Raw genomic sequence first — 16,223 nt, 5'->3', positions numbered from 1 at the left:
TGTCGCGGGCTTAGGCCTTCAGCGCCGCCGCTTCCGAAGCGAGCTTGGTGATGCCGGCCCAATCGCCAGCCGAGACCAGTTCCTTCGGCGCGACCCACGAGCCGCCGACGCAGATGACGTTCGGCAGCGACAGGTAGTCGTTGGCGTTCTTCAGCGAAATGCCGCCCGTCGGGCAGAACAGCGTACCGGCGAGCGGCGAGGACAGGGCCTTCAGGTAAGCGGCGCCGCCGGCCTGTTCGGCGGGGAAAAACTTCAGCACCTCGTATCCGGCTTCGCGCAGCGTCATCACTTCGCTGGCGGTCGCTGCACCCGGCAGAAGCGGCACCGAGGAATCCTTGGCAGCCGAAAGCACGCCGGGCGTCACGCCGGGGGAGACGATGAAGGTCGAACCCGCCTTGACGGCCGCCTCGTAGTCGCGGGCGTTGAGGATCGTGCCGGCGCCGACATTGGCCCCTTCGACTTCAGCGGCGACCGCTTTCACCGCCTCGAGGGCGGCGGGCGTGCGCATGGTGATCTCGATCGCCTTCAGGCCGCCGGCGACCAGCGCCCGCGCCAGACCCACCGCCGACTTGGCGTCGTCGACGATCAGCACCGGCACCACCGGCTGCAGTTTCAGGATGGAAAGCAGCTTTTCGGTCTTGCCGGTCATGGTGCGGTCTCCGCTAAAACGATTGAAACTTCGAGGTCGAGATACCCCTCAAGCCCGTCATTGTCGAGAAAAAACAGGGCGCCATCGTCGAACGGGTTTGCGGAATGCGGAGTTTGCACTAGGGTTGCAACAATGGTGGAAGTTCCCAAGGCGGCGGGCGAAGCATGGCCAAGGAAATCGAACGGAAATTTCTGGTGAAGAGCGACGGCTGGCGCTCGGAGGTCTCGTCATCCTCCGATTTCCTGCAGGCCTATGTCGCATCCGGCGACGACCGTTCGGTGCGGGTGCGGATCATCGACGGCAAGCGCGCCAAACTGACCATCAAGATCGGCGAACACCTCGTCGCCCGCGACGAATTCGAATACGAAATCCCCTTGGCCGATGCCGAAGAGATGGCGCAGAATGCCATCGGCGTCGTGCTCGAAAAGACCCGGCACGAGGTCGAGCACGGAGGTTACACCTGGGAGGTCGACGTCTATGACGGAGCCTATAAGGGACTGATCGTGGCCGAGGTCGAAGTGGAGGAAGAGGGCGCCCTGCCTGACATTCCCGACTGGATCGGCCAGGAGATCACCGGCGACTGGCGGTATTCCAACATGGTGATGGCGACTGAAGATCTGAGCGGAGAATTGTGTCATGGCGTACCGTCTGCGGCCCGCTAAATCCTTCACAGACGAGTTCCGCTCGGTCGCGGAAAGCCAGCTTTCCAAGGCCATCCATCTGCTGGAGGAACAGCCGGACGGGCCGCACGAAGCAGTGCACGACGCGCGAAAACGCTTCAAGCGGGTGCGCGCCCTCTACCGGCTGATCCAGCCGGACGCCAAGGAATTCCGTGCCCGCGAGAACAACCGCATCCGCGACATGGCGCAGACGCTGTCGGCCGTGCGCGACGCCACTGCACTCGTCGAGACGGTCGGTTATCTCGCCGGCCATGCCGGCTCGCCCGAAGAGCTTTCCGCCCTCACCACGGCCTCCAAGGCGCTGGCCGAACGGCGAGACCGGATCGCTTCGGACGAACACGACCTGCCGGCCAAGATGGCGGCCGCCGCCGACACCTGCCGCGCGGCGATCGCGGCCCTCGACGAGCTCGATCTCGACGACGATCCGCACAAGACGGGCAAACGGCTTGCCAGGGCCTGGAAGGGCCAGCGCGAGAAGGCGCTCGGCGCACTGGCCGGCTGCGAGGAACACGGCGATGCCGAGACCTATCACGAGCTGCGCAAATGCGGCCAGACCTACTGGATGCACCTGTCGCTGCTCGGCGGGGTCTGGCCTTCCGCCATGCTCGCCAAGCAGCAGCAAGCCAGGGCGCTGGTCGATCTGCTCGGCCACGAACACGATCTTTCGGTGCTGACCGGGCTGGTCAACGAAAACCCCGAACTGTTCGGCGACAGCGACACGCTGGCCCGGGTGCTCGGCGCCATCATCGTCCGCCAGCAGGCATTGCGGCACGAAGCGCTGGAAGCGGCCCACGCGGTGTTCGCCGACAGCGCCGAGACGGAAAGCGGGCTGATCGCGCTGTTGTGGGAAAAGGCGGCCACCGCGCCGCGCAAGGAGCGCCGCGCGGCAAAGCTGCACAGGGCACATGAAGCGCACGAGAAAGAAACCGCGTTGCGCAGCGTGTCCTGACGCTGTATTTCAGCGCCATGACCGAAAACACCATTCAAACCCACCCGGAAGCGACGGGTGCCTGGCTCGTTGCCGCGCTCTATCATTTCGCGCGTTTCGACCGCTTTGAGAGCTTTCGCGAGCCGTTGCAGGCCTTCTGCGACGAGAACGGCATCAAGGGCACGCTGCTGATCGCCCGGGAGGGCATCAACGGCACGGTTGCCGGCTCCGACGCGGCAATCGCCGGCCTTCTCGCCTATCTGCGCGCCCAGCCGGAATTCGCAGGCCTGGAGCACAAGGAAAGCCGTGCGTCCAAGATGCCCTTCCTGCGCATGAAGGTGCGGCCGAAGAAGGAAATCGTCACCATGGGCGTCGAGAATATCGACCCCAGGCGCATCGTCGGCACCTATGTCGAGCCGAAGGACTGGAACGCGCTGATCTCCGATCCGGAAACGATCGTCATCGACACCCGCAACGACTACGAAACGGCGATCGGCATCTTCAAGGGCGCGGTCGATCCGCAGACCAAGACATTCCGCGAGTTTCCCGACTGGGTGAAGAACAATCCCGGCCTGCACAACAAGCCGAAAATCGCCATGTACTGCACCGGCGGCATCCGCTGCGAGAAAGCGACGGCCTTCATGAAGGAACAGGGTTTTGACGAGGTCTTCCACCTGAAGGGCGGCATCCTCAAATACCTCGAAGAGGTGCCGCGGGAGGAAAGCCTCTGGGAGGGCGCCTGTTTTGTCTTCGACGAGCGTGTCTCAGTGGAGCATGGCCTGAAGGAAGGCAACCACAAGCTCTGCCACGCCTGCCGCAGCCCGATCACCGCCGAAGAAGTGACCTCTCCCTATTACGAGGAAGGCGTCTCCTGCTCCACCTGCTACCCGAGCCGCACCGAGGAAGACCGTGACCGCTACCGGGAACGGCAGCACCAGATCGCGCTTGCGAAAAAGCGCGGCGTAAAGCATATCGGCGGGTGAGATTCGCCCGCGCCAGATGGCCTGGCGCGAGCGGGTCGTCGCGGCTTCAAGCCGCCTGCGGTATCCGGGCGATCACCTTGATTTCGAAATCGAAGCCGGCGAGCCAGTTGACGCCGACCGCCGTCCAGTTCGGATAGGGCGGCTCGCCAAAAGAGGCCGCTTACGCCGCCCCGCTCATCCCGCCCGGCAGGCGGTTGCCGCGATAGATGATGTCGATCTCCTGCGATGACATCGGCCTGCCGAACAGATAGCCCTGCAGTTCGTCGCAGCCAGTAAGCCTCAGTTGCAAAGCCTGTGCCTCGGTTTCGACGCCCTCGGCGGTGACCGGGATTTCCAGCGAGCGGGCGAGCGCCACGGTCGCCTGCAGAAGGTCGACGGCGCGGCCGCCCTCCTCCAGCGCATGCACCAGCGACTTGTCGATCTTCATCCGGTCGAAACCAAACTGGCGCAGGTATCCGACGCTCGAAAAGCCGGCGCCGAAATCGTCGAGTGCGATATTGACGCCGAGCTGTTTCAGCTTGGCGAGAGCGGCCCGGGCGCGTTCCGGGCTCTGGATGAAATAACCCTCGGTCATCTCAAGTGTGATCCGGGAAGGATCGGCGCCGGTCTTGCGGAACACCGAAGCGACATGTACGGCAAATGCCGGATCGCGGAACTGGCCGGGGGAGATGTTGACCGCAAGCTTGAGCTCAGGCCACAGCGTCAGCGTCTCGCAGGCGCGGTGCAGCACGAAAAGGCCGAGCTGGTCGATGAGACCAGTCGATTCGGCGATCGGGATGAAGACGTCGGGAGACACGGGGCCGTAACCGGCGCGGTGCCAGCGCGCCAGCGCCTCGACGCCGATGATGCGCCATGTCCTGGCATCGACGACCGGCTGGTAGACGACATTGACCTCGCGGCGCTCGATCGCGATCCTCAGGTCGACCTCCAGCATGTTGCGCTCTTCGCGCTCGGCATCCATTTCCGGCCGATAATATTCGGTCCGCCCACGCCCGGTTTCCTTGGCGTGATACATGGCCATGTCGGAACGCCGCACCAGTTCCTCGCCGGTTACCTTGCCGCGCGGCGAGATGGCGACGCCGATGCAGGTGCCGATGGTCGCGACCCTTTCGCCGATCACGAAAGGCTCGTCGAAGAAACCGAGGATACGGTCACTCAGCGTATCCACCACCCTTCCGATATCCGTGCTCGCGAGCGCAATGGCGAACTCGTCGCCGCCGACGCGGGCCAGGATCGCCGTATCGCCGACCAGCGTCTTGAGACCGGCCGCAACGCCGCGGATCAGCTTGTCGCCGGTGCCGTGGCCATAGGCGTCGTTGACCTCCTTGAAGCCGTCGAGATCGAGATAGAGCAGCGCTACGTCCTCGTTGTTGCGGTGGCTTTGGAGGACCAGCGCGTCGAGGGCCGCAAAAAAGCCGGCGCGGTTGAGCAGCCCGCTCAGCCGGTCGCTCATGGCGAGATACCGCGCCGCCGCCTCGTCCGCGGTCAGCCGGTTGAGCGTATTGCTGCCGCTGACGAAGAGGAGGAGGAAGAACAGGCCGACCATGGCGAGCGCGCAATAGACGAGCGGCCGGACCTGGGCATAACCCATGTCGCCTGGCTTACGTGAATGCCAGACGAGCCGCTGCAGTACCTTGCCGTGGATGTTCCGGATCTCCACCATGTTGGCAACGGTATCGGAGGCATTCGCGAAACGAAGTCCGTCGATGACGTAGGTCTCGGAGAGCTTGTGGACCTTGGCCTCGTCCAGATGCCGGGCAAAAATCAGGAAGCGGCGGTTCGAGACCGGCTGATCGAGCTGCCCCGATTTCTGCCGGATCAGCGCCACGCCGACGGCCGCCACACCTTTTTGCGTCTGCACGAAAGCGGCCGCTTCCGGTACGCTTTCCGCGCCGGCGGAACTCGCCTTGTCGAACAGCGTCCAGAGCGAGGAGTCGAAATAATCCCGCGGAGCCCAGCTGACCGGCGCGCCGTCCTGATAGGCCATCAGCACGTCCCGGTTCATATCCATGACGATCGCGACGTCGAAGAGATCACTGTTGGCGGTCATGTCGCCATAGTTGCTGACGATCCAGGCCTGATCATCCGCATAGACGAACTGGGCGGCATCGTCCCAGGCGGCGTAATCGTTGAGCGTTGCATGCAGCTGCTCTTCGAATGTCTGGACCGCGCCCGAGGTCGTCTCCCGCGAGCGCCCGTCGTCAAGGCGATTGGCGTAGTCGGTGATGCGGTCGAGCGCGGTCAGGATGAAGATCGTCACCAGCACCACGACCACCGCGAAGGCAAGCAGCATCGACGTCACGGCGGAGCGACGGCCAAGTGTTGCGGGGCGGCGAAAGCGAGACGGGAGAAGCCGCATCGAAGACCTCATGAAGCCCTACATCTTTCGCGGGTATTCCTTCAGATAGCGTTAAAAGAAATGAGCCGATCCTCACAGCTGAGAGCCGGCCCACCAAGAATTTTCGAAATCTTATACTACCAGGCGGCGATAACGGCGCCCTTGAACTGGGTGTTGACGAAATCCTTTACCGGAGCGCTGTGATAGGCCTCGACGAGGGTCTTTACCCAGGCGGCATCCTTGTCTTTCGCCTTGACGGCGATAACGTTGATGTAAGGGGCCTTTTCGCCTTCCCTGGCAATCGGATCGGTCTTCGGGTTGAGGCCGGCTTCCAACGCGTAGTTGGTGGTGATGACCGAGGCATCGACATCGTCGAGCGAGCGCGGCAGCTGGGCGGCGTCGAGTTCGGCGAACTCGATCTTCTTGGCGTTTTCGGTCACGTCGGCCGGGCCGATCTTCAGGCCCTTGGCGGCATTGACCTTGATCAGGCCTTGGTCGGCGAGGATGAGCAGCGCGCGGCCGCCATTGGTCGGGTCGTTCGGGATGGCGACGGTGGCGCCCTGCTTCAGGTCGGCGAGGCTCTTCACCTTCTTGGAATAGACGCCCATCGGGAAGTTGACGGTCTGCGCGACGCTGACGATGTCGAACTTGCGATCCTTGACCTGGTTGTCGAGATAAGGCTGGTGCTGGAAGGAATTGGCGTTGAGTTCGCCGTCGGCCAGCGCCTGGTTCGGCACGACGTAGTCGGAGAATTCGAGGATCTGGATGTTGAGGCCCTTTGTGGCCGCGATTTCCTTGACCTTTTCCATGATCTGGGCATGCGGGCCGGGGGTGACGCCGATCTTGATATCTTCGGCAAGTGCCGGAGCGGCAGCGAAGGCGGCGAGTGCCGCCGCGATGATGAGCTTCTTCATAAGTGTCTCCTTGGGTTTCGTTTATATGCGCCAGTCTTCTTGGGTATGTCTTGGGAGGCTGGTTTTCCGGGATTTGAAGTGTCAGGTCTTGCGGTTGCGCTTGTCGAAGCGGCGGGCGAGCGCATCGCCGGCGCTCTGGATTGCCTGGACGACCACGATCAGCACCACGACGACGGCCAGCATCACGTCCGGCATGAAGCGCTGGTAGCCGTAGCGAATGCCGAGATCGCCGAGGCCCCCGCCGCCGACGGCGCCGACCATGGCCGAATAGCCGACCAGGCTGACGAGTGTGAGCGTCAGCGCCAGCGTCAGACCCGGTTTGGCCTCGGCGAGCAGCACCTTGAAGACGATCTGCAGCGGCGTCGCACCCATGGCGCGGGCAGCCTCGATCAGGCCCTTGTCCACCTCGCGGATCGCCGCTTCGGCAAGCCGCGCGACGAAGGGAATGGTCGCGACCGTCAGCGGCACGATCGCCGCATAGGTGCCGATCGAAGTGCCGGTGACGAGGCGCGTGAACGGGATGATCGCCACGACCAGGATGATGAACGGCGTCGAGCGCGCCGCATTGACGATCGCGCCGATGATGCGGTTCGAAACCGGCGCGGGAAAAAGTTCGCCCTTACCGCTGGTCGCCAGGAACACGCCGATCGGCAGGCCGATCAGCGAACCGATCAAGCCGGCGGCGACGACCATCTGCAGGGTCTGCCACAGCGCCTTCGAGAGCAGGGCGAAAAGCATATCAGGCGACATAACCGAGCACCTCCGTGGAAAGGCCGGTTGCGGCATAAAAGCGTTCGGCGCGCTCCCGAACGGCGGGGTCGGCCGGATAGGCAACGACCAATGAACCATAGGGCTCGCCGGCGATTTCCTCGATCGTGCCGGCGAGGATGTTGACGTCGGCGCCAAGTTCGGTGACCAGCCGCGCAGTCAGCGGCTGGAAGGCAGTCGCCCCGAAGAAGATCAGCCGCACTAGGACGCGATCGCCTGCCGACGGCTGCGGTTTCAGGTTCGAGCGGATCCATTCCGGCAGGTTGGTGCCGAGTGCAGCCGACAGAAGCGAGCGTGTCGTCTCGTGTTTGGCGCCGGTAAAGACATCGAAGGTGCGGCCCGCCTCAACGATCTTGCCCCGGTCTATCACCGCCACATCCGAGGCGATGGTCTTCACCACCTCCATCTCGTGGGTGATCAAAAGCACGGTGAGGCCGAGTTCGGCATTGATGCGCTTCAAAAGGGCCAGAATCGACTGCGTCGTTTCCGGGTCGAGCGCCGAGGTCGCCTCGTCGGAGAGCAGCAGTTTCGGCGAGGTGGCGAGTGCCCGGGCAATGCCGATGCGCTGCTTCTGGCCGCCGGAGAGCTCGGCCGGGTAACGATCCGACTTGTCGCCGAGGCCGACCAGATCGATCAGCGGCGCCACCTTGGCACGGATTGCCTGTTTGTCGAGGCCGGCGATTTCGAGCGGCAGCGCGACGTTGTCGAAGGCGGTGCGCGACGAGAGCAGATTGAAGTGCTGGAAGATCATGCCGACCTGGCGGCGCAGATCCCGAAGCCCGTTCTCCGACAGGCCGCCCACCTCGACACCGTCGACGACGACGCGGCCGGAGGTCGCCTTTTCCAGCCCGTTGACGAGGCGGATCAGGGTCGACTTGCCGGCGCCCGAGCGGCCGATAATGCCGGTGATCGCGCCACGTGCCACGGAAAGGTCGATGCCGTCAAGCGCGGTGAACTGGCTCTTGTCGTCGGCACCGCCGAAGCGTTTCGTCACCGCTTCGAAAGTGACCATCGACGTTGGTGAAGACAGCGGTTGCTCAGGCGGTATCGACACGGCGCCGTATGGCGCCTCGGGCAGGGTTTGAACTTTTATAGACATCGGAAACTCTTTTACGGACCGGCCGGCGCAACGGTGACACTAGGGGAACATCCCACTGGTCAGTCACACATTCGGCTTACGCGTCGATATAATAGTCTGCCCATGTCTCGTCCACACGCAGCCGCCACTCGGCCGACAATCCGGTGCTCTTATTGCACCGCAGCGTCGCCGGGCCGAGAAACGAATTTCCAGATATTGCGGGGGATGGAAAATATTCGGACGGATTAGCGTCAATCCGCGTCACGACGCCAGTTTCAGCTCCGGACTTGCAAAGCTCTCGAAGGTAGGCCGGCTGAAAACATAGCCCTGCACGAGCGACACGCCGAGATCCCGCAGGACCTTGAGCTCTTCATGCGTTTCAACGCCTTCGCAGACGGCAACGATGCCGAATTCATCGAGCATCGCCAGGCTGTGCTTGACGACGACGCGCTTGGCGGCGTCCTGATCGATACCGCGGATCAGCTCCATGTCGAATTTGACGATATCCGGCTGGAATTGCGAAAGCAGATTGAGCCCTGAGTAGCCGGCGCCGAAATCGTCGATCGCCGTCTTGAACCCCATGTCCTTGTAGGTGCGCAGAATATTCAGGAGATGTTTCACATCCACCTGCTCGCCCTCGGTGAATTCGAAAATGATCCGGTCCAGCGGAAAACCCACCTGCGTCGCTGTCGCAAGCGTCAGGCGGATACAGGCCCGCGGTTCGTAGACGGCGTTCGGCATGAAATTGATGGAAAGCTTGGTATCCGGAGAATCAGCGCCCAGGCGCGCCGCAAGCTGAATGGCTTTGACGCGGCACTGCTGGTCGAACGCATATCGGTTATGCTGCGTTACCTGCGACAGGACCGACATGGCGCCCTCTCCACCGAGCCCGCGAACCAGAGCCTCCTGCGCGAAGACCGTACCGGTTCGCAGATCGACGATCGGCTGGAAAGCCATCGAAAATGGGATTTCGAAACCCTCGCCATCGCGGCATCCCACACAACCAGACATCGCACTATCTCCAGCAATCAGGTGGCGATAGGTATCACAGCATCCCTTAAAAAAGGATCTTCGCATTTACGCCGATTTGTGATTGCCTTTCGGGAATAACGAGGCGAGCTCGCGATACCACTTGCCGCTTTTCTTGATCGTCCGTTCCTGGGTCTCGTAATTCACATGCACGAGGCCGAAGCGCATTCGATAACCCTCGGCCCATTCGAAATTGTCCATCAGGCTCCAGGCAAAATACCCCTTCATCGGATAACCGTCTTTGATGAGGTCGGCGACCACCGAAAGGTGCTGGACATAATAATCCAGACGCGGCTGATCATCCACTTCGCCGTCCACGGGCTCCATATTGTAGCAGGCGCCGTTTTCGGTGATGTAGCAGCCCGGCAGTTCGTAGCGGCGGTAGAGATCCTCGACCAGCAGCTTCAGGCCCGGCGCATAGACTTCCCAGCCGATATCGGTCTTGACGTCGCTGGCGGGCTTGGCCTCGACGGTCCAGGGGAAATCGCCGGTGCGTGTGGGCTCGTCATGGACGCGGTCCGGTTTGTAATAGTTGAGGCCCCACCAGTCGAGCTTCTGGCTGATGATCTTGAGATCGCCCTCTTCGACGACCGGCATGCGATCCCCGAGCGCTTCGAGAAATTGCTGCGGATATTCGCCCTTGAAGACCGGATCGAAGAAGGCGCCGTTGTGGAACTGGTGGGCGCGCTCGGCGGCGGCGAGATCGGCCGAGCTCTCGGAGCCGGCGATGATCGATGCAGCGTTGATGACCGTGCCGACCGGCACGTCCGGCGTCACGTGCCGGATCGCTTCGACGCCGAGGCCGTGGGCGAGATTGACGTGGTGCATGGCGGCAAGCGCCGCCTGCATGTTCTTCTCGCCCGGCGCATGGATGCCGTAGAGGTGGCTGAGCCAGACGATGCACCAGGGTTCGTTGAAGGTCGCGACCGCATCAAGCCGGTCGCCGAGCCGCGCCATCACCACCTTGGCATAACGCTGGAAGGCATAGGCCGTCGACCGCGCCGTCCAGCCGCCCTCACCCATCAGCGAAAGCGGCAGGTCCCAATGGTAGAGCGTCGCATAGGTCTTGATGCCGCGCGCCTTGCAGCCGTCGATCAGCCGGTCGTAGAAATCCAGCCCCTTCTCGTTGATCCGTCCGGTGCCATCCGGAATGATTCGCGGCCAGGCGATCGAGAACCGATAGGCTTCGACGCCCATCTCCTGGATGAGATCGAGATCCTGTTCCCAGCGATTGTAATGATCGCAGGCGATATCGCCATTGTCGCGGTTATGGACCCGTCCCGGCATGTTCGAGAACGCATCCCAGATTGAAGGCTTGCGGCCGTCCGCCCTGGTCGATCCTTCGATCTGGTAGGACGCCGTCGCGACGCCCCAGAGGAAATCGCCGGGAAACCCGGCCGCGAATTTTTGGGGATCGGGCGTTTTGGGATCGGTCATGGGGGATGCCGCCATATCTGGTTGCGCAAGGTCTGCCGGACCATCTTTCGGGGGCGATTTAACCAAGCGGGGCGCAGATGTACAGATGAGAATTCTGAAACGTTGCAGGAGCGCATCTACTCCCCCCTTTGAGGGGAAGGCTGCGGCACTCTCCGGCTCACCTTGTTTCCAAATTGGGAACATGATATCCAGGGGTGCAATGCGTGTCATAGCCAAGTCGACGCTCGTAAAGTTCTGCCAGCGGCTGCCGAAGGGACCAAGGGCAACCGCCGAAGCGGCAATGGCGGACTGGTACACGACCGTTTCGAATGCGGCGTGGAGCAATTTTTCGGACGTGAAGGCAACGTTCAATTCAGCGGACTATGTCTCCGGCGGAAAGATCGTCTTTGATGTCAGTGGCAACAAATATCGCGTGGTTGCGCTGATCGGCTTCAGAACCCAGCGGGTTTTTATCCTGTTTGTCGGAACGCATGCCGAATATGATCGCATCGACGTGGCAGAACTTTAGAAGGTCTGACGGAAATGGACATCGATTCTGTGCGTACCCTTATCGACGAGGCGGAATACGAGGCAGCGTTGAAAGCCGCGCGGCCCTATTTCGAGAACGAACCGGACGCAGGGACAATCGAAGCCGCGCACTTCGATGCTCTCGTGCTGCTGATCGAGGAATACGAGGCCAAGCATTATCCTATTGCGCAGGCTTCGCCGGTCGAGGTGTTGAAATCGGTCATGGAGGCAAACAACTACACCCGCGCCGACCTGATCGAGATCGTCGGTTCGAAATCGCGCGCCGCCGACCTCTTGAACGGCCGGCGCGAGATCAATCTCGACCAGATCAGGAAGATCAGCCGGGCATGGCACATCCCGGCTGCTGCGCTTGTCGGCGATATGTCGGCCTGAGACCAGCCGCTTACAGCTTCACCCACGCCCCGTTCTTCTTCGAGGACGCGACGCAGGCTTCCACGAACGCAACCCCCTTCACGCCGTCGTCGACGGTCGGATAGATCACCGCCTTGTCGACCGCGACGCCCTTTTTGACCGCATTGATGGCGCGGGCGGCTTCCGTGTAGATGGTCGCAAACGCTTCGAGATAACCTTCCGGGTGGCCGGATGGGATGCGGCTGACGCGTCCTGCTGCGGCACCGGCACCGGCGCCGTTGCGGGTGATCAGCCGCTTCGGCTCGCCGAACGGGGTAAACCATAGATAGTTCGGATCGGCCTGCACCCATTCGATGCCGCCCTTGGTGCCGTAGACGCGAATCTTCAGGCCGTTCTCATGGCCCGGAGCCACCTGGCTGCACCACAGCATGCCCTTGGCGCCGCCCTCGTAACGCAGCATCACATGCGCGTTGTCGTCGAGCCTGCGGCCCTCGACAAAACTGTCGAGATCGGCGGCGAGGCTTTCGAGCGTAAGCCCGGTGATGAAGGCGGCGAGGTTATAGGCATGCGTGCCGATGTCACCCGTCGAACCGCCGGCGCCCGACTGCGCCGGATCGGTGCGCCATACGGCCTGCTTGGCGCCGGTCTGCTCGACGGCCTCGGTCAGCCAGTCCTGCGGATATTCGACCTGTACGATGCGGATCTTTCCGAGATCGCCGTTGGCGATCATTTCGCGGGCCTGCAGCACCATCGGATAACCGGTGTAATTGTGGGTGAGGATAAACAGCGCATCGCTCTCATCGGCCAACTTCTTCAGCTTCTTCGCGTCGGCAAGATTGGAGGTCAGCGGCTTGTCGCAGATGACGTGGATGCCGCGCTTTAAAAATTCCTTGGCCGCCTCGTAATGCACATGGTTCGGCGTGACGATCGACACGGCCTCGATGCCGTCCTTCAGCCGCGCCTCGCGGATCGCCATCTCCTTGTAGGAACCGTAGGTGCGCGACGGATCGAGCCCGAGATCGCGGCCCGAGGCGATCGCCTTTTCCGGCGTCGACGAGAGCGCGCCGGCGACCAGATCGAACTGGTCGTCCAGCCTTGCCGCCATGCGATGCACCGCCCCGATGAACGCCCCGGCCCCGCCGCCGACCATGCCGAGCCGGATGCGCGGCTCCCGCGCCTGTTCGTCCTTGCCTTCAATTGCCATGATGTTTCTCCTTATTCGATTTAATGAAAATCCTGTGGTGGATTTCGTCGCGCGATCAGGCTAGGTTTCCGTTGCGAGACAAAAGGATGCTCCGATCATGGACACCAAGACCCGCCTCCGCTGAGGCTCCACGTATTTCAAACAGCCGCCCTTCGAACGATAGGCGCGCCTCTTGCAAATCCATGGAAAAGGTCCGGTCATGCCCCTTCTCGACGCGACAGCCACGCATCCCATCACCCTTCCCGACGGCAGCCTTTACCGCGATACGGTTTACCTGAAAAACGTCATCGATCATCCACGTATGGAGATCGGCGACTTCAGCTATTTCACCCATTCCGGAGAGCCCGACGAAACCGCCGGCGTCCTCGCACCCTATCTCTTTCACGGCAGCGGAGAGCGGCTGGTGATCGGCAAGTTCGTGCAGATCGCCAGGGGCAGCTATTTCATCACCAGCTCCGCTAATCACCCAATGACGGGCTTTACCACCTATCCGTTTCGCATCTTCAAGCCGGAGACGTTCGGCTATAAGGACTTGCCGGTGAGGGACACGATCGTCGGCAACGACGTCTGGATAGGCCACAACGCCGCGATCATGCCGGGCGTCACGATCGGCCACGGCGCGATCGTCGCTGCGGCGTCGGTGGTCGCGCGCGACGTGCCGCCCTATGCCATAGTCGGCGGCAATCCGGCCGGTCTCATCCGCATGCGTTTCCCGGCGGATATTATCGCGGAACTTCTCGAGCTTGACTGGTGGGACTGGCCCATCGACAAGATAGAGGAAAATCTCGCCGCCCTTGAAAACGGCGATCTCGCTACTCTCAAGAGGGCTTGAGGGACTCATGGTTTAACCTTGGCAAATGGGATGCGCGACTGTTCCTGCCTGACGTCGGATATCATGAGAATTCTCTCCTGAAATTTAGCCCGCTCGGAGATTTCCTCATCCGATCGCAGCAACCTTGCCGCTCCTCTCCAGCGTTGCGCGTGGCAAGTCCCCTCGCCCCGCCTGCGGGGAGAGGGTTAGGGTGAGGGGCAAACGTCGTCGGGCCTAAAGCCCCAGCATCCGCCGGTTCGCCGCCTCGTCCGTGCCCCCTGAGGCGAAGTCGTCGAACGCCTTATCCGTGACGCGGATGATATGCGCCTTCACAAATTCGGCGCCCTCGCGGGCTCCGTCCTCGGAATTCTTCAGCGCGCATTCCCATTCGACCACGGCCCAGCCGTCGAAATCGTTGGCGGCCATCTTCGAGAAGATCGAACCGAAATCGACCTGGCCGTCGCCGGGCGAGCGGAAACGGCCGGCGCGGCCGACCCAGCCCTGGTAACCGCCATAGACGCCCTGCCGGCCGGTCGGGTTGAATTCCGCGTCCTTGACGTGGAACATCTTGATCCGGTCCTTGTAGATGTCGATGTTGTCGAGATAGTCGAGGCACTGCAGCACATAGTGTGACGGATCGTAGAGCATGTTGGCACGCGGATGGTTTTTCACCCGCTCCAGGAACATCTCGAAGGTGACGCCGTCATGCAGGTCTTCGCCGGGATGGATTTCGTAACATACGTCGACGCCGCAGGAATCGGCGTGGTCGAGGATCGGCATCCAGCGCTTGGCGAGCTCGTCGAAGGCGGTCTCGACGAGACCGGCCGGCCGCTGCGGCCACGGATACATGTAGGGCCAGGCAAGCGCGCCGGAAAAGGTCGCATGCGCCTTGATGCCGAGGTGCTTCGAGGCAGTGATCGCCATCTTGACCTGCTCGACGGCCCACGCCTGGCGCGCCTTCGGATTACCGCGCACTTCGGGTGCGGCAAAACCATCGAACCCCTCGTCATAGGCCGGGTGCACGGCAACGAGCTGGCCCTGGAGATGGGTCGACAGCTCGGTCACCTCGACGCCATTGGCGCGCGCGATACCGGCGAATTCGTCGCAATAATCCTTGGAGGAGGCAGCCTTTTTCAGATCGATGAGCTGGCCGGCCCAGGTCGGCACCTGCACGCCGAGATAACCCTTGTCGGCCGCCCATTTGGTGATCCCGTCCCAGGTGTTGAACGGTGCCGCATCGCCCGCGAACTGGCCGAGAAAGATGGCCGGGCCCTTGATCGTCTTCATGATTTTTCCTCTTTCGGCTACGTGCAGTTGGTCGGGAACATCCCCACGCCTCATTCCTGTGCTTGTCGCAGGAATCCAGCCACGAAGCGTCTGCGTCGTGAGAAAGCTCTTTAGCGCCCAAGGACTTGGGTGCGCTGGTCCCTGTGACAAAGCACAGGGATGAGGGTGACTGAGGCTGACGGCGCCCGCAAAAAACAGGCGCCGCGTTATTGCTGGTCAGAACGGCGAATCCGGGAAGTAGAAGTTCTTGGCATTTTCCTTCGTCACCAGCGTGGCGTCGAGGATGTAGGTGCCGCTGACCGGAACCTTGTCGTAGAAATTGCCGGCGGTAAGTTCCATGGCGGTCGCCACCATTGCCGGCGGATAGAGAACGTCGACCGGAACCATCTTGTCGCCGTCCATGACCTTCTTGATCATGTCCTTGGAACCGGCGCCGGCAACGATATACTTGATGTCTGTACGCTTGGCCTGGGTGATGGCTTCGAGAACGCCGACGGCCATGTCGTCGTCCTGGCACCAGACCACGTCGATCTTCGGATATTTGGTCAGGTAGTCCTGCATGACCTTGAATGCGTCGTCGCGGCTCCAGTTGCCGAACTGGCGATCGAGAACCTTGACCTTGGAGCCTGCAATGCCCTTGTCGAAACCGTCCTGGCGCTGCTGGTCGATCGGGATCGGCAGGCCACGGATGACGACGACCTGTGCGTCCGGCGTGGTCTTCTTGATATATTCGCCGGCGACCTGGCCGAGCGCCGGGTTGTTGCCCGCGACATAGAGGTCACGGATGGTGCTGTCGTTGACGGAAGGCGCGCGGTCGACGAGCGCCACGAACGTGCCCTTGTCCTTGACCTGCTGGATGGCGTTGACGAGCGGATCCGGATCGGACGGCAGGATGACCAGCGCGTCGAGGCCCTGGACCGCGAGGTCCTGCACGGCGTTCGCCTGGCTTGCCGCATCCGGCGAGGTCTTGACGATGACGTTGAGGCCCGGATGCTCCTTCATCAGCAGCTTGGCGACGCGTTCGGCATGGAACACGACGCCGGCGGTCCAGCCATGGTCAGCTGCCGGAATGGAAACGCCGATCGTCACCTTCTTGTCCTGGGCGTAAGCGGCGCCGGCGAGAAGCGCCAGCGACGCGACGGCCAGTCCCAAAATTTGTCTGCGCATTGTTTCTCTCTCCCACAATATCAGGGTCTTTAATATTTGAAGACCGGACGCGACCCATCAGCCCGGTCAAT

16 protein-coding genes and 1 pseudogene are annotated in these 16,223 nt (G+C 62.1%); 6 read left to right on the top strand and 11 right to left on the bottom strand.

Features of this window, described 5'->3' with window-relative positions:
• Positions 1–10 precede the first annotated feature (10 nt).
• Positions 11–649 carry a 2-dehydro-3-deoxy-phosphogluconate aldolase gene (locus tag J2857_RS02260; RefSeq protein WP_210008354.1) on the bottom strand — a complete coding sequence of 213 codons (639 nt, stop codon included), beginning with the start codon at positions 647–649 and terminating at the stop codon, positions 11–13.
• Between the two features lie 164 nt (positions 650–813).
• Here J2857_RS02260 and J2857_RS02255 point away from each other — a divergent pair, with 164 nt between their 5' ends.
• The 3 genes from J2857_RS02255 to J2857_RS02245 are packed head-to-tail and all read left to right on the top strand — an operon-like array spanning position 814 to position 3,240.
• On the top strand, positions 814–1,311 hold the full coding sequence (locus J2857_RS02255) for a CYTH domain-containing protein (protein WP_210008353.1): 498 nt from the start codon (positions 814–816) through the stop codon (positions 1,309–1,311).
• Positions 1,286–2,278, top strand: coding sequence for a CHAD domain-containing protein (locus J2857_RS02250; protein WP_210008352.1), 993 nt, complete (start codon positions 1,286–1,288; stop codon positions 2,276–2,278). Before J2857_RS02255 ends, J2857_RS02250 begins: the two co-directional genes overlap by 26 nt.
• Before the next feature lie 17 nt (positions 2,279–2,295).
• A complete protein-coding gene (locus J2857_RS02245; protein ID WP_210008351.1) occupies positions 2,296–3,240 on the top strand; it encodes a rhodanese-related sulfurtransferase in 945 nt (314 codons plus the stop codon).
• A 46-nt stretch (positions 3,241–3,286) separates the two neighbouring features.
• Here J2857_RS02245 and J2857_RS02240 read toward each other — a convergent pair.
• The 7 genes and pseudogenes from J2857_RS02240 to J2857_RS02210 form a co-directional block, all read right to left on the bottom strand.
• Positions 3,287–3,391 (bottom strand): annotated as a pseudogene (locus tag J2857_RS02240) (RidA family protein); the annotation flags it as partial.
• A gap of 9 nt (positions 3,392–3,400) precedes the next feature.
• Positions 3,401–5,599: a putative bifunctional diguanylate cyclase/phosphodiesterase gene (locus J2857_RS02235; protein WP_210008350.1), complete on the bottom strand. Its 2,199-nt coding sequence runs from the start codon at positions 5,597–5,599 to the stop codon at positions 3,401–3,403.
• A gap of 116 nt (positions 5,600–5,715) precedes the next feature.
• Positions 5,716–6,492 carry a MetQ/NlpA family ABC transporter substrate-binding protein gene (locus tag J2857_RS02230; RefSeq protein WP_210008349.1) on the bottom strand — a complete coding sequence of 259 codons (777 nt, stop codon included), beginning with the start codon at positions 6,490–6,492 and terminating at the stop codon, positions 5,716–5,718.
• A gap of 81 nt (positions 6,493–6,573) precedes the next feature.
• Positions 6,574–7,242, bottom strand: coding sequence for a methionine ABC transporter permease (locus J2857_RS02225; RefSeq protein ID WP_210008348.1), 669 nt, complete (start codon positions 7,240–7,242; stop codon positions 6,574–6,576).
• Complete coding sequence (locus tag J2857_RS02220) at positions 7,232–8,272, bottom strand: methionine ABC transporter ATP-binding protein (protein WP_210009998.1); 1,041 nt, start codon at positions 8,270–8,272, stop codon at positions 7,232–7,234. The genes J2857_RS02225 and J2857_RS02220 overlap by 11 nt, the downstream gene beginning before the upstream one ends.
• 327 nt (positions 8,273–8,599) lie before the next feature.
• Positions 8,600–9,349 carry an EAL domain-containing protein gene (locus tag J2857_RS02215; protein ID WP_210008347.1) on the bottom strand — a complete coding sequence of 250 codons (750 nt, stop codon included), beginning with the start codon at positions 9,347–9,349 and terminating at the stop codon, positions 8,600–8,602.
• A 66-nt stretch (positions 9,350–9,415) separates the two neighbouring features.
• Entirely contained in the window at positions 9,416–10,804 is a 1,389-nt protein-coding gene (locus J2857_RS02210) for a GH1 family beta-glucosidase (protein WP_210008346.1), read from the bottom strand.
• A gap of 199 nt (positions 10,805–11,003) precedes the next feature.
• On the opposite strand from J2857_RS02210, the gene J2857_RS02205 reads away from it, so the two are divergent.
• Positions 11,004–11,312 carry a type II toxin-antitoxin system HigB family toxin gene (locus tag J2857_RS02205; protein ID WP_210008345.1) on the top strand — a complete coding sequence of 103 codons (309 nt, stop codon included), beginning with the start codon at positions 11,004–11,006 and terminating at the stop codon, positions 11,310–11,312.
• A 14-nt stretch (positions 11,313–11,326) separates the two neighbouring features.
• Positions 11,327–11,704, top strand: coding sequence for a helix-turn-helix domain-containing protein (locus J2857_RS02200; protein WP_210008344.1), 378 nt, complete (start codon positions 11,327–11,329; stop codon positions 11,702–11,704).
• A gap of 10 nt (positions 11,705–11,714) precedes the next feature.
• On the opposite strand, the gene J2857_RS02195 is transcribed toward J2857_RS02200, so the two are convergent.
• On the bottom strand, positions 11,715–12,887 hold the full coding sequence (locus J2857_RS02195) for a Gfo/Idh/MocA family protein (RefSeq protein ID WP_210008343.1): 1,173 nt from the start codon (positions 12,885–12,887) through the stop codon (positions 11,715–11,717).
• Between the two features lie 199 nt (positions 12,888–13,086).
• Between J2857_RS02195 and J2857_RS02190 the strand changes: the two genes are divergently transcribed.
• Entirely contained in the window at positions 13,087–13,719 is a 633-nt protein-coding gene (locus J2857_RS02190) for a CatB-related O-acetyltransferase (RefSeq protein WP_210008342.1), read from the top strand.
• Positions 13,720–13,932: 213 nt separating this feature from the next.
• Here J2857_RS02190 and J2857_RS02185 read toward each other — a convergent pair whose 3' ends face one another.
• Positions 13,933–14,985: a sugar phosphate isomerase/epimerase family protein gene (locus J2857_RS02185; RefSeq protein ID WP_210008341.1), complete on the bottom strand. Its 1,053-nt coding sequence runs from the start codon at positions 14,983–14,985 to the stop codon at positions 13,933–13,935.
• A 216-nt stretch (positions 14,986–15,201) separates the two neighbouring features.
• Entirely contained in the window at positions 15,202–16,152 is a 951-nt protein-coding gene (locus J2857_RS02180) for a substrate-binding domain-containing protein (RefSeq protein ID WP_210008340.1), read from the bottom strand.
• Between the last annotated feature and the right edge of the window lie 71 nt (positions 16,153–16,223).

Origin of the sequence: Neorhizobium galegae, from assembly GCF_017877055.1 — a bacterium.
Lineage (GTDB): Bacteria > Pseudomonadota > Alphaproteobacteria > Rhizobiales > Rhizobiaceae > Neorhizobium > Neorhizobium galegae_D.
This window is presented reverse-complemented; position numbering and strand designations above follow the sequence as displayed.

Bases quoted from the DNA above. Each gene is read 5' to 3' on its own strand.
- J2857_RS02260 (WP_210008354.1), bottom strand. From the start codon at position 649: ATGACCGGCAAGACCGAAAAGCTGCTTTCCATCCTGAAACTGCAGCCG.
- J2857_RS02255 (WP_210008353.1), top strand. From the start codon at position 814: ATGGCCAAGGAAATCGAACGGAAATTTCTGGTGAAGAGCGACGGCTGG.
- J2857_RS02250 (WP_210008352.1), top strand. From the start codon at position 1,286: ATGGCGTACCGTCTGCGGCCCGCTAAATCCTTCACAGACGAGTTCCGC.
- J2857_RS02245 (WP_210008351.1), top strand. From the start codon at position 2,296: ATGACCGAAAACACCATTCAAACCCACCCGGAAGCGACGGGTGCCTGG.
- J2857_RS02235 (WP_210008350.1), bottom strand. From the start codon at position 5,599: ATGCGGCTTCTCCCGTCTCGCTTTCGCCGCCCCGCAACACTTGGCCGT.
- J2857_RS02230 (WP_210008349.1), bottom strand. From the start codon at position 6,492: ATGAAGAAGCTCATCATCGCGGCGGCACTCGCCGCCTTCGCTGCCGCT.
- J2857_RS02225 (WP_210008348.1), bottom strand. From the start codon at position 7,242: ATGTCGCCTGATATGCTTTTCGCCCTGCTCTCGAAGGCGCTGTGGCAG.
- J2857_RS02220 (WP_210009998.1), bottom strand. From the start codon at position 8,272: ATGGTCACTTTCGAAGCGGTGACGAAACGCTTCGGCGGTGCCGACGAC.
- J2857_RS02215 (WP_210008347.1), bottom strand. From the start codon at position 9,349: ATGTCTGGTTGTGTGGGATGCCGCGATGGCGAGGGTTTCGAAATCCCA.
- J2857_RS02210 (WP_210008346.1), bottom strand. From the start codon at position 10,804: ATGACCGATCCCAAAACGCCCGATCCCCAAAAATTCGCGGCCGGGTTT.
- J2857_RS02205 (WP_210008345.1), top strand. From the start codon at position 11,004: ATGCGTGTCATAGCCAAGTCGACGCTCGTAAAGTTCTGCCAGCGGCTG.
- J2857_RS02200 (WP_210008344.1), top strand. From the start codon at position 11,327: ATGGACATCGATTCTGTGCGTACCCTTATCGACGAGGCGGAATACGAG.
- J2857_RS02195 (WP_210008343.1), bottom strand. From the start codon at position 12,887: ATGGCAATTGAAGGCAAGGACGAACAGGCGCGGGAGCCGCGCATCCGG.
- J2857_RS02190 (WP_210008342.1), top strand. From the start codon at position 13,087: ATGCCCCTTCTCGACGCGACAGCCACGCATCCCATCACCCTTCCCGAC.
- J2857_RS02185 (WP_210008341.1), bottom strand. From the start codon at position 14,985: ATGAAGACGATCAAGGGCCCGGCCATCTTTCTCGGCCAGTTCGCGGGC.
- J2857_RS02180 (WP_210008340.1), bottom strand. From the start codon at position 16,152: ATGCGCAGACAAATTTTGGGACTGGCCGTCGCGTCGCTGGCGCTTCTC.